The organism is Mycobacterium sp. WUMAC-067, assembly GCF_020217485.1.
In the GTDB taxonomy this organism is placed as follows: domain Bacteria; phylum Actinomycetota; class Actinomycetes; order Mycobacteriales; family Mycobacteriaceae; genus Mycobacterium.
Genome location: NZ_JAEKMI010000019.1, coordinates 13,919 through 28,257, shown reverse-complemented (window position 1 = coordinate 28,257; position 14,339 = coordinate 13,919). Strand labels below are relative to the sequence as shown.

At 67.7% G+C, this 14,339-nt stretch carries 14 protein-coding genes; 11 read left to right on the top strand and 3 right to left on the bottom strand.

What is annotated here, in order from left to right; translation table 11 throughout:
* Positions 1-74 precede the first annotated feature (74 nt).
* The 6 genes from fusA (at position 75) to JF781_RS15210 (ending at position 7,496) form a co-directional block, all read left to right on the top strand.
* The gene (fusA, locus tag JF781_RS15235; RefSeq protein ID WP_225328300.1) at positions 75-2,180 is read left to right on the top strand and encodes an elongation factor G; all 2,106 of its coding nucleotides are present in this window, start codon (positions 75-77) and stop codon (positions 2,178-2,180) included.
* Positions 2,181-2,291: 111 nt separating this feature from the next.
* Entirely contained in the window at positions 2,292-3,482 is a 1,191-nt protein-coding gene (tuf, locus tag JF781_RS15230) for an elongation factor Tu (protein WP_083065829.1), read from the top strand.
* Between the two features lie 182 nt (positions 3,483-3,664).
* Positions 3,665-4,423, top strand: coding sequence for a PE family protein (locus JF781_RS28545; RefSeq protein WP_304621384.1), 759 nt, complete (start codon positions 3,665-3,667; stop codon positions 4,421-4,423).
* Positions 4,424-4,533: 110 nt separating this feature from the next.
* A complete protein-coding gene (locus JF781_RS15220) occupies positions 4,534-5,364 on the top strand; it encodes an SHOCT domain-containing protein (protein ID WP_225330066.1) in 831 nt (276 codons plus the stop codon).
* Positions 5,365-5,455: 91 nt separating this feature from the next.
* The gene (locus JF781_RS15215) at positions 5,456-6,283 is read left to right on the top strand and encodes a mycofactocin-coupled SDR family oxidoreductase (protein WP_225330067.1); all 828 of its coding nucleotides are present in this window, start codon (positions 5,456-5,458) and stop codon (positions 6,281-6,283) included.
* A gap of 25 nt (positions 6,284-6,308) precedes the next feature.
* Positions 6,309-7,496, top strand: coding sequence for an FAD-dependent oxidoreductase (locus JF781_RS15210; protein WP_225330068.1), 1,188 nt, complete (start codon positions 6,309-6,311; stop codon positions 7,494-7,496).
* Positions 7,497-7,510: 14 nt separating this feature from the next.
* Here the strand turns inward: JF781_RS15210 and JF781_RS15205 are convergent, their stop codons facing one another.
* A complete protein-coding gene (locus JF781_RS15205) occupies positions 7,511-8,338 on the bottom strand; it encodes an inositol monophosphatase family protein (RefSeq protein WP_225330069.1) in 828 nt (275 codons plus the stop codon).
* A 538-nt stretch (positions 8,339-8,876) separates the two neighbouring features.
* Between JF781_RS15205 and JF781_RS15200 the strand changes: the two genes are divergently transcribed.
* Positions 8,877-9,737, top strand: a complete 861-nt coding sequence (locus JF781_RS15200) for an aldo/keto reductase (RefSeq protein WP_225330070.1) — start codon at positions 8,877-8,879, stop codon at positions 9,735-9,737.
* Here the strand turns inward: JF781_RS15200 and JF781_RS15195 are convergent.
* Together JF781_RS15195 and mftR are read right to left on the bottom strand one after the other, a co-directional pair.
* Complete coding sequence (locus JF781_RS15195) at positions 9,734-10,780, bottom strand: DUF2332 domain-containing protein (protein ID WP_225330071.1); 1,047 nt, start codon at positions 10,778-10,780, stop codon at positions 9,734-9,736. The genes JF781_RS15200 and JF781_RS15195 overlap by 4 nt on opposite strands.
* A complete protein-coding gene (mftR, locus tag JF781_RS15190) occupies positions 10,777-11,370 on the bottom strand; it encodes a mycofactocin system transcriptional regulator (protein ID WP_225330085.1) in 594 nt (197 codons plus the stop codon). Before mftR ends, JF781_RS15195 begins: the two co-directional genes overlap by 4 nt.
* A gap of 102 nt (positions 11,371-11,472) precedes the next feature.
* On the opposite strand from mftR, the gene mftA reads away from it, so the two are divergent.
* From mftA to mftD, 4 genes are read left to right on the top strand one after another with little or no spacing between them, the layout of a single operon-like run.
* A complete protein-coding gene (gene mftA, locus JF781_RS15185) occupies positions 11,473-11,562 on the top strand; it encodes a mycofactocin precursor MftA (protein WP_007773607.1) in 90 nt (29 codons plus the stop codon).
* On the top strand, positions 11,547-11,888 hold the full coding sequence (gene mftB, locus JF781_RS15180; protein WP_225330072.1) for a mycofactocin biosynthesis chaperone MftB: 342 nt from the start codon (positions 11,547-11,549) through the stop codon (positions 11,886-11,888). The genes mftA and mftB overlap by 16 nt, the downstream gene beginning before the upstream one ends.
* Complete coding sequence (gene mftC / locus JF781_RS15175; RefSeq protein WP_225330073.1) at positions 11,885-13,096, top strand: mycofactocin radical SAM maturase; 1,212 nt, start codon at positions 11,885-11,887, stop codon at positions 13,094-13,096. The genes mftB and mftC overlap by 4 nt, the downstream gene beginning before the upstream one ends.
* Positions 13,097-13,098: 2 nt before the next feature.
* Entirely contained in the window at positions 13,099-14,286 is a 1,188-nt protein-coding gene (gene mftD, locus JF781_RS15170) for a pre-mycofactocin synthase MftD (RefSeq protein ID WP_225330074.1), read from the top strand.
* The last annotated feature ends 53 nt before the right edge of the window (positions 14,287-14,339 follow it).

Here is a 14,339-nt window from a genome sequence, read left to right as displayed (position 1 = left end):
CGGCCCGCGCGCCGGGGCGCTGGCCTGACCGCGAACGACAGCAACTAAGCAATCGAAAGAGTGGGAAGACTTCTGTGGCACAGAAGGACGTGCTGACCGACCTCACCAAGGTCCGCAACATCGGCATCATGGCGCACATCGACGCCGGCAAGACGACGACGACCGAGCGCATCCTCTACTACACCGGTATCAGCTACAAGATCGGTGAGGTGCACGACGGCGCCGCCACCATGGACTGGATGGAGCAGGAGCAGGAGCGGGGGATCACCATCACCTCCGCGGCCACCACCTGTTTCTGGAAAGACAACCAGATCAACATCATCGACACCCCCGGGCACGTCGACTTCACCGTGGAAGTCGAGCGTTCGCTCCGTGTTCTCGATGGCGCCGTAGCCGTGTTCGACGGCAAGGAGGGCGTCGAGCCGCAGTCCGAACAGGTCTGGCGGCAGGCCGACAAGTACGACGTCCCGCGCATCTGCTTCGTCAACAAGATGGACAAGATCGGGGCCGACTTCTACTTCTCCGTCCGCACCATGGAGGAGCGCCTCGGCGCCAACGTCATCCCGATTCAGCTGCCCGTCGGCTCCGAGGGCGACTTCGAGGGCATCGTCGACCTGGTCGAGATGAACGCCAAGGTGTGGCGCGGCGAGACGAAGCTGGGCGAAACCTACGACACCATCGACATCCCGGCCGAATTGGCCGAGAAGGTCGAGGAGTACCGCACCAAGCTGCTCGAGGCGGTCGCCGAGACCGACGAGGCGCTGCTGGAGAAGTACCTCGGCGGCGAGGAACTCACGGTCGAGGAGATCAAGGGCGCCATCCGCAAGCTGACCATCAGCTCGGAGGCCTACCCGGTGTTGTGCGGCAGCGCGTTCAAGAACAAGGGCGTGCAGCCCATGCTGGACGCCGTCATCGACTACCTGCCCTCGCCGTTGGACGTGCCGCCGGCCGTCGGCCACGCGCCGGGCAAGGAGGACGAAGAGGTCACCCGCAAGCCCTCGACCGACGAGCCGTTCTCCGCGCTGGCGTTCAAGGTCGCCACGCACCCGTTCTTCGGCAAGCTGACCTACGTCCGGGTGTACTCCGGCAAGGTCGACTCCGGCAGCCAGGTCATCAACGCCACCAAGGGCAAGAAGGAGCGGCTGGGCAAGCTGTTCCAGATGCACTCCAACAAGGAGAACCCGGTGGAGACGGCCTCGGCGGGCCACATCTACGCGGTGATCGGGCTCAAGGACACCACCACCGGTGACACCCTGAGCGACCCGAACCAGCAGGTCGTGCTGGAATCGATGACCTTCCCCGACCCGGTGATCGAAGTGGCCATCGAGCCCAAGACCAAGAGCGACCAGGAGAAGCTGAGCCTGTCGATCCAGAAGCTCGCCGAGGAGGACCCGACCTTCAAGGTCCACCAGGACGCGGAGACCGGCCAGACCGTGATCGGTGGGATGGGCGAGTTGCACCTGGACATCCTGGTGGACCGGATGCGCCGCGAGTTCAAGGTCGAGGCCAACGTCGGCAAGCCGCAGGTCGCCTACAAGGAGACCATCAAGCGGACGGTGGAAAAGGTCGAGTTCACCCACAAGAAGCAGACCGGTGGTTCCGGCCAGTTCGCCAAGGTGCTGATCAGCCTCGAGCCGTTCCACGGCGAGGACGGCGCGACCTACGAGTTCGAGAACAAGGTCACCGGTGGGCGCATCCCGCGCGAGTACATCCCGTCGGTGGACGCCGGTGCGCAGGACGCCATGCAGTACGGCGTGCTGGCCGGCTACCCGCTGGTCAACTTGAAGGTCACCCTGCTCGACGGGGCCTTCCACGAGGTCGACTCGTCGGAGATGGCCTTCAAGATCGCCGGTTCGCAGGTGCTGAAAAAGGCTGCGGCGCAAGCCCAGCCAGTCATCCTGGAACCGATCATGGCCGTCGAGGTCACCACGCCCGAAGACTACATGGGCGACGTGATCGGCGACCTGAACTCCCGCCGTGGCCAGATCCAGGCCATGGAGGAGCGGAGCGGTGCGCGCGTCGTCAAAGCGCACGTGCCGCTGTCGGAGATGTTCGGCTACGTCGGCGACCTGCGGTCCAAGACCCAAGGCCGGGCGAACTACTCCATGGTCTTCGACTCGTACGCCGAAGTGCCGGCGAACGTGTCAAAGGAGATCATCGCGAAGGCGACGGGCCAGTAAACATCGGCGACGGAGTAATCTTGCCGGGTCATTGGAATGCCTTGGGCGCGGCACAACTGAAAACACCAACACTGCTTTAACAAGCACCAACTAGTCCAGGAGGACACAGAAGTGGCGAAGGCGAAGTTCGAGCGGACGAAGCCGCACGTCAACATCGGGACCATCGGTCACGTTGACCACGGCAAGACCACGCTGACCGCGGCTATCACCAAGGTTCTGCACGACAAGTTCCCGGACCTGAACGAGTCCCGCGCGTTCGACCAGATCGACAACGCGCCCGAGGAGCGTCAGCGCGGTATCACCATCAACATCTCCCACGTGGAGTACCAGACCGACAAGCGTCACTACGCGCACGTCGACGCCCCGGGTCACGCCGACTACATCAAGAACATGATCACCGGTGCGGCCCAGATGGACGGCGCGATCCTGGTGGTCGCCGCCACCGACGGGCCGATGCCGCAGACGCGTGAGCACGTGCTGCTCGCCCGCCAGGTCGGCGTGCCCTACATCCTGGTCGCCCTGAACAAGGCCGACATGGTCGACGACGAGGAGCTGCTCGAGCTCGTCGAGATGGAGGTCCGCGAGCTGCTGGCCGCCCAGGAGTTCGACGAGGACGCCCCGGTGGTGCGGGTGTCCGCGCTCAAGGCGCTCGAGGGCGACGCCAAGTGGGTGGAGTCCGTCGAGCAGCTGATGGAGGCCGTCGACGAGTCGATCCCGGACCCGGTCCGCGAGACCGAGAAGCCGTTCCTGATGCCGGTGGAGGACGTCTTCACCATCACCGGGCGTGGCACCGTGGTCACCGGTCGTGTCGAGCGCGGTGTGATCAACGTGAACGAGGAAGTCGAGATCGTCGGCATCCGCCCGACCAGCACCAAGACCACGGTCACCGGTGTGGAGATGTTCCGCAAGCTGCTCGACCAGGGTCAGGCCGGTGACAACGTCGGTCTGCTGCTGCGTGGTATCAAGCGTGAGGACGTCGAGCGCGGCCAGGTCGTGACCAAGCCCGGCACCACCACGCCGCACACCGAGTTCGAGGGCCAGGTCTACATCCTGTCCAAGGACGAGGGCGGCCGGCACACGCCGTTCTTCAACAACTACCGTCCGCAGTTCTACTTCCGCACCACCGACGTGACCGGTGTGGTGACGCTGCCGGAGGGCACCGAGATGGTGATGCCCGGTGACAACACCAACATCTCGGTGAAGCTGATCCAGCCCGTCGCCATGGACGACGGTCTGCGGTTCGCGATCCGCGAGGGTGGCCGCACCGTCGGCGCCGGCCGGGTCGTCAAGATCATCAAGTAGTTCGCTACTGAGTCAGTACTGAGTCAGTTCAAAGCCCGGATTGCCAACTCGGCAATCCGGGCTTTGTCCGCTGTGCGCATCGTCGGGCCGGACCGGCGCGGAAATGGTGCGCACGCTGCGCGCCCTGCACTAGGATTTCGGCAGAGTTCTCGGTGACCGTGAGGCGTGGCGGGGAGGTGCCGATGTCGTTCGTTCAAGCGACTCCCGAATTCGTCGCGGCTGCCGCGACGGACCTGGCCAGGATCGGGACGACGATCACCTCCGCCAACACGGCGGCGATGGGGCCGACGTCGGCGGTGCTCGCCCCGGGCGCCGACGAGGTGTCGGCGAGTATCGCCGCCCTGTTCGACGCCCACTCCCAGGTCTATCAGGCGCTCAGCGCCCAGGCGGCCGCGTTCCACAGCCAGTTCGTGCAGCTGATGAACGGCGGCGCGATGCAGTATGCCGCCGCCGAGGCGGCGAACGCGACGCCGCTGCAGACCGCGGCGGGGCCCGCGTCGATGGCCGCGCAGGTGCCGACGATGACGGCCGGCGCCATGGGTGCCTCCGCTCCGACCGCGCCCGCGGGGCCCCTGGCGGCGGCGGTGGCCCCCGCGGCCGCCGCACCGGTACCGGCCGGCACACCGGTCGCCGCGGCGCCGGTGGGTTCGGCGACGTTGGCCTCGGCCACCGCACCGGCCGGGCCGGCGCGCGTGGCGACGCCGGCCTACGCACCGGCCGGTTCTGCGAGCACCGTCCCGCCCGCGGCGTCGGCACCGGCCGGCACGGCCGCCGCGCCGATGCAACCCGAGGTGGCGCCGCAGGCCTCCCCGGCCACGACGTTGCCGGTGTCGCCGCGCACGGCGCCGCATTCCCCCGCGCCGCACTCCACCGCGGCGTCACAGTCAGCGGCGCCGCCGGTGCGCCGGGTGCCGATCGTCCCGCCCGAGCAGCTCACGTGATGGCGGCGGCCCGCCGGTAGACGACCGAAACCGGTTTGCGCGTATCGCGTTCGCGGTGAGACCCCGGGCGCTAATCTGACACAAATCCCCAGCAAGCCGAGGAGGGGCAAGTGTTAGCGCGCTACCTGAAGGCACAGTTGGTCGTTTTGCTGTGCGGAGGACTCGTCGGGCCGATTTTCTTGGTCGTGTACTTCGTCATGGGGCTCGACAGCCTGCTGCAGTGGATGTTCTACGTCGGCCTGCTCATCACCGTGGCCGACGTGTTGGTCGCGCTCGCGCTGGCGAACTACGGCGCCAAGTCGTCGGCGAAGGCGGCCGCGCTCGAGCAGAGCGGCGTGCTGGCGCTCGCCCAGATCACCGGCATCACCGAAACGGGCACGTGGGTCAACAACCAGCAGGTCGTCAAGGTACACCTGCACATCGCCGGCCCCGGCCTGCTGCCGTTCGACAGCGAAGACCGCGTGATCGCCAGCGTCACCCGGCTGGGCAACCTCAACGCCCGCAAGGTGGTGGTGCTGGTCCACCCGACCACCAACGAATACCGGATCGACTGGGAGCGAAGCGCATTGGTCAACGGGCTGATGCCCGCGCAGTTCACGGTGGCCGAGGACAACCGGACCTACGACCTGAGCGGCCAGGCGGGCCCGCTGATGGAGATCCTGCAGATCCTCAAGGCCAACAACATTCCGCTGAACCGGATGGTCGACATCCGGTCGAACCCGGCGCTGCGCGGGCAGATCCAGGCGGTGGTGCGCCGGGCCGCCGAGCAGCAGGCGCCGGCCGCCCAACCGGCGGCGGCGGGTGCGCCGGCGGCGGTCGTCACGCCGCCCGAACCCTCGATCGCCGCGCGGCTGCAGGAGCTGAACGATCTGCGCGCCAGCGGCGCGCTCACCGACGAGGAATACAACAGCCGGCGCGCGCAGATCATCTCCGAAATCTGAGGCTCGTCCGCCGGGCCGGCGGGTGAACTAGAACACGTTTCAATTGCGCTGCTAGCCTGGCTTGGTCTATCGGCGGTCGAAAGGGTTACACGTGGCTGGACAGGCCGGATCACTGCACGGGCGGGTGGCATTCATCACCGGGGCCGCCCGCGGCCAGGGACGGTCGCACGCGGTGCGGCTGGCCGCCGAGGGCGCCGACATCATCGCGCTCGACATCTGCGCGCCGGCGTCGGCCAGCGTGACCTACCCGCCCGCCACCCGCGAGGACCTCGACGAGACGGCGCGCCTGGTGGAGGGGCAGGGACGCAAGATCCTGACCCGCGTCCTCGACGTCCGCGACGACGCCGCGCTGCGGCAGTTGGTGGCCGACGGGACGGAACAGTTCGGCCGGCTCGACATCGTGGTCGCCAACGCCGGAGTGCTGAGCTGGGGCCGCATTTGGGAGCTCACCGACGAGCAGTGGGACGCGGTGATCGGCGTCAACCTGACCGGCACCTGGCGCACGCTGCGCGCCACCGTGCCCGCGATGATCGAGGCGGGCAACGGCGGGTCCATCGTGGTGGTCAGCTCGTCGGCGGGACTCAAGGCCACACCGGGCAACGGCCACTACTCGGCCAGCAAACACGGGCTCACCGCGCTCACCAACACCCTCGCGATCGAGCTCGGCGAATACGGCATCCGGGTCAACTCGATCCATCCGTACTCGGTCGAAACCCCGATGATCGAGCCCGAAGCGATGATGGAGATCTTCGCCGCCCATCCCAGCTTCGTGCACAGCTTCCCCCCAATGCCGGTGCAGCCCAACGGCTTCATGACCGCCGACGAAGTCGCCGACGTCGTGGCGTGGCTCGCCGGCGACGGGTCGGGCACACTCACCGGCACGCAGATCCCCGTGGATAAGGGTGCCCTAAAGTACTGACCGGCCATCGTGCTAAGAACTCCACGTGAGTAGTGACGAAAGCGCCACCAACGGAATCGTGATCGTCGGCGGCGGATTGGCCGCCGCGCGCACCGCCGAGCAGCTGCGCAAATCGGAGTATTCCGGGCCCATCACACTCGTCAGCGACGAGGTGCACCTGCCGTATGACCGCCCGCCGCTGTCCAAAGAGGTGCTGCGCAAAGAGGTCGACGACACCGCGCTCAAACCGCGCGAGTGGTACGACGAGAACGACATCACCCTGCGCCTGGGGTCGGCCGCGAAAAGCCTGGACACCGCGGCGCAGACGGTGACGCTCGCCGACGGAACGACGCTGCGCTACGACGAACTCGTCATCGCCACCGGGCTGGTCCCGCGACGCATCCCGGCGATCCCCGACCTCGAGGGCATTCGGGTGCTGCGGTCGTTCGACGAGAGCCTGGCGCTGCGCGAGCACGCGTCCTCGGCGCAGCGCGCCGTCGTGATCGGGGCCGGTTTCATCGGCTGCGAGGTGGCGGCCAGCCTGCGCAGCCTGGGGGTGGACGTGGTGCTGGTGGAGCCGCAGCCGACACCGCTGGCCGCGGTGCTCGGCGAGCAGATCGGCGAGCTGGTGGCCCGGCTGCACCGCGCCGAGGGCGTCGACGTCCGGCTCGGCGTCGGCGTGGCGGAGGTGCGCGGTGACACGCATGTCGAGGCGGTCGTGTTGAGCGACGGCACCGAGCTGGCGGCCGACCTGGTGGTGATCGGCATCGGGTCGCGGCCGGCGACCGAATGGCTCGAGGGCAGCGGCGTCACCGTCGACAACGGCGTCATCTGCGACGAGGCCGGACGCACCAGCGCGCCGAACGTGTGGGCGCTCGGCGATGTCGCGTCGTGGCGTGACGCGACGGGACACCAAGGGCGCGTGGAACATTGGAGCAATGTCGCCGATCAGGCCCGCGCCGTGGTGCCCGCGATGCTGGGACAGGATGTGCCCCCGGTGGTGGTCGTCCCCTACTTCTGGAGCGACCAATACGACGTCAAGATCCAGTGCCTCGGCGAGCCGGAGGCCGACGACGTCGTCCACGTCGTCGAGGACGACGGCCGCAAGTTCCTGGCCTACTACGAACGCGACGGGGCCCTGGTCGGCGTGGTCGGCGGCGGGATGCCCGGCAAGGTCATGAAGGTCCGCGCCAAAATCGCTGCGGCCGTGCCCATTTCGGAAATACTGGGCTGAGCCGCGCCTTTTGACTAGCCGACGGCGGCCGCGTAACGGTCGCCGGTGTTCTCGGTGTTCCGGATGACCGTCGCGAGTTGCTCGGCGATGCCCGGCGCGCTGATGACGGTCGACGCGGACTTGTGGGTGTGGGGATTGCCCTGCGCGTCGGTGAGCCGCGCGCCCGCTTCGCGGGCGATCAGCGTCCCCGCGGCGGTGTCCCAGGGCTTGTTGGACATCATCACGCAGGCGTCCAGGGCGCCCTCGGCGACGAACGCGAGGTCCAGGGTCGCCGCCCCGATCATGCGGATGCGCTCGACGCGCGGCACCAGCTCGGCGGTGAGCGCCAGCCGGTGCTCGTTCAGCCTGCCGGCGTCGTGGCCGACGGCGTAGTCGCCGAGGGACACGATGGCCCCGCTGAGGCTGTCGGCGGCGCTGGCGTTGATCCGCTGCCCGTTGAGGAACGCGCCCTTGCCCTCGATGGCGTGGTAGGTCTTGCCGAGCAGGGGAGCGTGGGTGACCGCGGCCACGGTGCGCCCGCCCCGCAGCAGGGCCAGCGACACCGCGCACAACGGCAGCCCGTGCACGAAGTTCGAGGTCCCGTCGATGGGGTCGAGCACCCAGAGCCACTCGGAAGTCTCGATGTCCGGCTGTTGCTCGGACTCTTCGGCCAGTAACGCGATGTCAGGTGTGGTCTGGGCCAGGTAGTCGGCGATGTCGCGCTGGATCGCGAGGTCGATGTCGGTGACCAGGTCACGGTCGCCTTTGTGCTGCACCGAACTCGGCTGTGATTTCTTCAGCGTGGCGGCACCGATTTGTGTTGCTTGCCAGGCAATTTCGAAAAGCTCTTGCATTGTCTTCATGGGGAAGGATTTGCCTCGCTTCCGGTGTTGGCGTGCGTTCGGCGCTTTTCGATCATAAGGGGTAAGCGATTTCGCGTCACACGCACCCGCCGACGACAAATGTCGATCGAAAACACCGAGACCACCGATGTTTTCGCCGGCGCACCCCGTCCTCCTGGGACTTTGGCGCGAATTGGGCATGGGGCACAGCCGAATTCGATGGTGATGCACATCACTCGGTGGAAAGGTTTTGAGATGCTCGGGCGTGGGAACCGGGACGGGGCTGTAGCAGGTGTCACAAAATTGCCAGCGCGCCGCTGCGAAACCTATTGCGCTGGAAAAACGAAACTCGGATGCCGCAGATTTTTTGCTGAGACGCCCAGGATCGCCGCCTTTGGTGCATCGCTGGCCGTGCTCCGTTACTGTCTCCAAGCGAACGATGTTGGGAACCTTTGCACTGCAATGGGTTGGCGTTAAACCGCTCGGCTTAACCGCTGCCACTGAATCGTTCTAATCCAGATAACCCAGCACCCAAACTTGGCAGGCAGGTGATTGACAAGTGACAGTGATTGATGAGATATACAGCGCTTCCAGCGCGATTCCGACCGTCGCTCTCAACGACGAGGCGAAGATGCCCGTACTTGGCTTGGGAGTAGCCAAGTTGTCCGATGTGGAGACGGAAAGCTCGGTACTCGCGGCCCTGGAGGCTGGCTGCCGCCTCATCGACACCGCTGCCTCCTACGGAAACGAAGAAGCCGTCGGGCGTGCGATAGCCGCGTCGGGCATCCCGCGTGAGGAGTTGTTCGTCGCCACCAAGCTGGGCACGTCGAGGCAGGGCTTCCAGAGTGCCCAGGAGTCGTGCAAGGAGAGCTTGGACCGTCTTGGGCTGGATTACCTCGACCTGTACCTGATCCACTGGCCGGCGCCGAAGCTGGGCAAGTATGTGGAGAGCTTCGAGGGGATGAAGGTCGCCCGCGACGAGGGGCACGTCCGCTCGATCGGCGTCTGCAACTTCACCGAGGAACTGCTGACGAACGTCATCGAGGAGACGGCCGAGGTGCCCGCCGTGAACCAGGTCGAGCTGCACCCGCGCCTCAACCAGGCCGATCTGCGCCAGGCGCACGCCCAGCACGACGTCACGACGCAGTCCTACAGCCCGCTGGGCGTCGGCAAAATGCTCGAGGATCCGACCGTGACGGCCATCGCCGCCGAGTACGGCCGCACGCCGGCGCAGGTGCTGGTTCGCTGGAACCTGCAATTGGACAACGTGGTCGTCTCGCGGTCGTCCAAGCCCGAGCGCGTCGCCCAGAACCTGGACGTGTTCGACTTCACCCTGGAGCCCGAGCACATGGAGGCCATCGACGGATTGCATGACGGCACCCGGGTGCTGCACGATCCGATGACCTTCATGGGGACCTAGGACCGCCAGTGCACCGGCGGGCCGTGCGGGTGGCATTCGCCCAGAACGCGCGGCTCGCCGCCCGGCCAGCTGCGGGCCCGCACCTCGAATCGGATCGGGGTGCCGGGGCCGGAGCGTGCGGGCTCCATCGCGAGGTGGGCGAACGGTGAACGCGTATCCGCCTGCGCGGCCAGCGAGTTCACGTGAGCACGCACCGCGTCGCGTTCGTCGGCCGACAGGTATTGCCAGGTGATGGAATGCCACAGGACGGTCAGCGCGCCGTCGGCCAGCCGAAGGCCGGCGGCCGCGCCGGCCGCCGTCTGGCGCTCGAGCGGGGCCGGGACCCGGCGGGCAACCTCGATGGCCCCGCGCAGCCGGGCAAGCCGGACGCGCTGGTCGGGCCAGACGTAGCTCAGCACGGTCATCTCCCCGTCGGTGTCGCCGACATCGACGGGCGCGATGTCGTACCCGTGCCGCTCGACGATGCGCACGTCGCGCCCGGGCGGCAGCGCGCCGCGCCACGCGTCATCGATCCCCACCGGCGAGTCGGGCGGGCCCCACTGGCCCCCGGCGAACCGGTAGCGGTAATGGTCCGCTCGCAGGTTCAGCCCCGCACTGGATCCGATCTCGAAAAGCCGGATGGGCAAACCGAATTGATTGATGTGCAGCAATCCGCCGATCAGTGCGGCCGACCGGCCCACCTCGTTGGTCTGCGGTGGTTGATCCAACGCCGCGCGCAGCGCGTCGGTGTGACCGGTCGCGGTGTCGCGGATTTCGGGCCAGGCCGATCCGGCGTTCCAGGTCCCGCCGGTGCTGGGATACCAGCGCCGCAGGTGCGCCGCCCGTCCGTAGAGCACCAGCCGGTGCAGCCCGCCGAGCAGCCGAAGGGGCACCGCCTCGCGCGCGGGGGCGTCGCGGTGCCCGGACAAGATGGTCGCGAACACGCCGCCGGCTTCGACGTCGGCGGCCACCAGCTCGAACAGGTCGCCGTACATCGCGGAGCCCGACGAGGCGCAGAACCTGCCCTGGGCTCGCAGCGTGTGCGCCACGTGCTCGACGCTCAACTGTCCAGCTCGTTCAACCCGGCGCCGACCACGTCGAAGGCATTGCCCAGGGCCACCGGCAACGGGACGGATTCATCGCTCAGCCAGTGCTCGTAGGCCGACAGCGCCACGCCCAGCATCGTCCAGGCGGCGGTCTGCGGAAGCAGATCGGTTGTCTTGCAATCACAACGGCGGGCCACGAACCCGGCGATCACCTCGCGCCAGCCGGCGTACATCGTCATCGAATAGGCCTGCAGCTCAGCGGTTTGCAGGATCACCCGCATGCGCTGGCGGTGGCGGGCGGTCTCGGATTCGTCAAAGGTGTTGAACGCCAACAACGCAGCGCGCAGCGCATCGCCCAGGCCCACCCGGGAATCCACGTTGTCGAGCAAGTCCCGGAGGTGGGCGAGGTGAGTGTCGAAATCGCCCCACGGGATGGCGTTCTTGGACGCGTAATAGCGAAAGAGGGTGCGGCGGGAGATGCCGGCGGCGTGGGCGACGTCGTCGACGCTCACGTCGGCGAAACCGCGGGCGGTGAACAGGTCGATGGCCACATCGGTGATGTGGGCGGGCGTGGTCGAGCGGCGCCTGCCCACCCGCGGCTGCGGCATCTTCAGACCCCGCCCTTCCATTTCGGCACTCGATGCCATATTCTGGCGGCGAGTGTGACTCAGACCCCATCGTTGTCAAGACCCGACGAAAGGCAAGGCCCCGTGGACCACGAGACCGAAACCGACACCCAACTCGTCACCGAGACCCTGGTCGAAGAGGTATCCATCGACGGCATGTGCGGGGTCTACTGACCGTGCCTGCGCCCGCGCAGGCTCACAGGGCTCGCCCCGCCGGCGACACCGTGTTCGATCCTGATCGCGGCTGGCGACTGCACCCGCAGGTGGCGGTGCGGCCCGAACCGTTCGGCGCGCTGCTCTATCACTTCGGCACCCGCAAGCTGTCATTCCTGAAGAACCGCACCATCCTCACGGTGGTGCAGTCGCTGGCCGACCACCCCGACGTCCGCTCCGCCTGTCGCGCGGCGGGCGTCGACGACGCCGCGCAGGGTCCCTACCTGCACGCGTTGGGTGTGCTCGTCGACTCCAAGATGCTGGTGCCCCGGGAGGACCATCAATGACCGCACCGCCCCAAGCGGCCGTACCGCGGCTGATCGAGCAGTTCGAGCACGGGCTCGACGCGCCCATCTGCCTCACCTGGGAGCTCACCTACGCCTGCAACCTGGCCTGCGTGCACTGCCTCTCGTCGTCGGGCAAGCGGGATCCGCGCGAGCTGTCCACCCGTCAGTGCATGGACATCATCGACGAGCTGGAACGCATGCAGGTGTTCTACGTCAACATCGGTGGTGGGGAACCCACTGTGCGCCCGGACTTTTGGGAACTCGTCGACTACGCGACCGCCCACCACGTCGGCGTCAAGTTCTCCACCAACGGCGTGCGGATCACGCCCGAGGTCGCCGCGCGGTTGGCGGCCAGCGACTACGTCGACGTGCAGATCTCGCTGGACGGCGCCACCGCCGAGGTCAACGACGCCGTGCGCGGGCCCGGGTCGTTCGACATGGCGGTGCGGGCGCTGGAGAATCTTTCCAACGCCGGCTTCAAAGACGCCAAGATCTCCGTGGTCGTCACCCGGCACAACGTCGACCAGCTCGACGAGTTCGCCGCGCTGGCAAGCCGTTACGGTGCCACGCTGCGGATCACCCGGCTGCGCCCGTCCGGGCGCGGCGCCGACGTCTGGGAGGAGCTGCACCCCACCGCCGACCAGCAGGTCCAGCTGTATGACTGGCTGGTCGCCAAGGGGGAGCGGGTGCTCACCGGTGACTCCTTCTTTCACCTGGCCCCGCTCGGCCAGTCCGGCGCGCTGGCCGGCCTGAACATGTGCGGCGCGGGCCGCGTCGTGTGCCTGATCGACCCCGTCGGCGACGTGTACGCCTGCCCGTTCGCTATCCATGACCGCTTCCTGGCCGGAAACGTGTTGTCGGACGGTGGTTTTGACAACGTGTGGAAGAACGCCCCGCTGTTCCGCGAGCTGCGCGAGCCGCAGTCGGCGGGCGCGTGCGGCAGCTGCGGGCACTACGACAGCTGCCGGGGCGGCTGCATGGCCGCCAAGTTCTTCACCGGCCTGCCGCTGGACGGGCCGGACCCCGAATGCGTCCAGGGACACAGCGCGTCGGCGCTGGCGCACGACCGCGAGACCCCGCGCCCCCGCGCCGACCACTCCCGCGGCAAGCGCATCCGCCAGCCGGTGCCGCTCACGCTGTCGCTGCGGCCACCGACGATCACGCCGGCGGCGCCACCGGCACGCCTGTGTAATGAAAGCCCGGTGTGACAATGGCCGAGAAATGGTTTGAAACGGTCGCCATCGCGCAGCAGCGGGCCAAGCGCCGGTTGCCGAAATCGGCCTATTCGTCGTTGATTTCGGCCAGCGAAAAGGGAATCACCGTCTCAGACAACGTCGAAGCCTTCGGTGAACTCGGTTTCGCCCCCCACGTGGTCGGCGCGCCCGCAAAGCGCGACATGTCGACCAGCGTTATGGGACAGGACATTTCGATGCCGGTCCTGATCTCCCCGACCGGCGTGCAGGCCGTGCACCCCGACGGCGAGGTGGCCGTCGCGCGGGCCGCCGCCGCCCGCGGCACCGCCATGGGGCTGTCCTCGTTCGCCGGCAAGCCGATCGAAGAGGTCATCGCGGCCAACCCCAAGTTGTTCTTCCAGGTGTACTGGCTGGGCGACCGAGACGCGATCGCCGCGCGGGTCGAGCGTGCCCGGGCGGCCGGCGCGGCGGGGCTGATCGTCACCACCGACTGGAGCTTCTCGCACGGCCGGGATTGGGGCAGCCCCTCGATCCCGGAGAAGATGGACCTCAAGACCATCCTCAAGATGAGCCCGGAGGTCATCACCAAACCGCGGTGGTTCTTGCAGTGGGCGAAGACCATGCGGCCGCCGGAGCTGCGGGTGCCCAACCAGGGCCGCCGCGGCGAGCCCGGGCCCCCGTTCTTCGCGGCCTACGGCGAGTGGATGGGCACGCCACCGCCGACCTGGGAAGACATCGCCTGGCTTCGCGAACTGTGGGGCGGCCCGTTCATGCTCAAGGGCGTGATCCGTATCGATGACGCCAAAAGGGCTGTGGATGCGGGGGTTTCGGCGATCTCGGTGTCCAATCACGGAGGCAACAACCTGGACGGCACCCCGGCCTCGATTCGCGCCCTGCCCGCGATCGCCGCGGCCGTGGGCGATCAGGTCGAGGTGCTGCTCGACGGCGGCGTACGGCGCGGCAGCGATGTCGTGAAGGCCGTGGCGCTGGGGGCGCGCGCCGTGATGATCGGCCGGGCGTACCTGTGGGGCCTGGCCGCGGCCGGCCAACCGGGGGTGGAGAACGTCCTCGACATCTTGCGCGGCGGCATCGACTCGGCCCTGATGGGTCTGGGACATTCCTCGATTCACGACCTCGGGCCCGGCGACATCCTGGTGCCGCCCGGTTTCACCCGGGCGCTGGGCGTGCCGTCGGCCGGCGAATAACGTAAGTCGGGCTATCCCGGGCGGTTTTGTCGGAATATTTGACGGCCACGGAA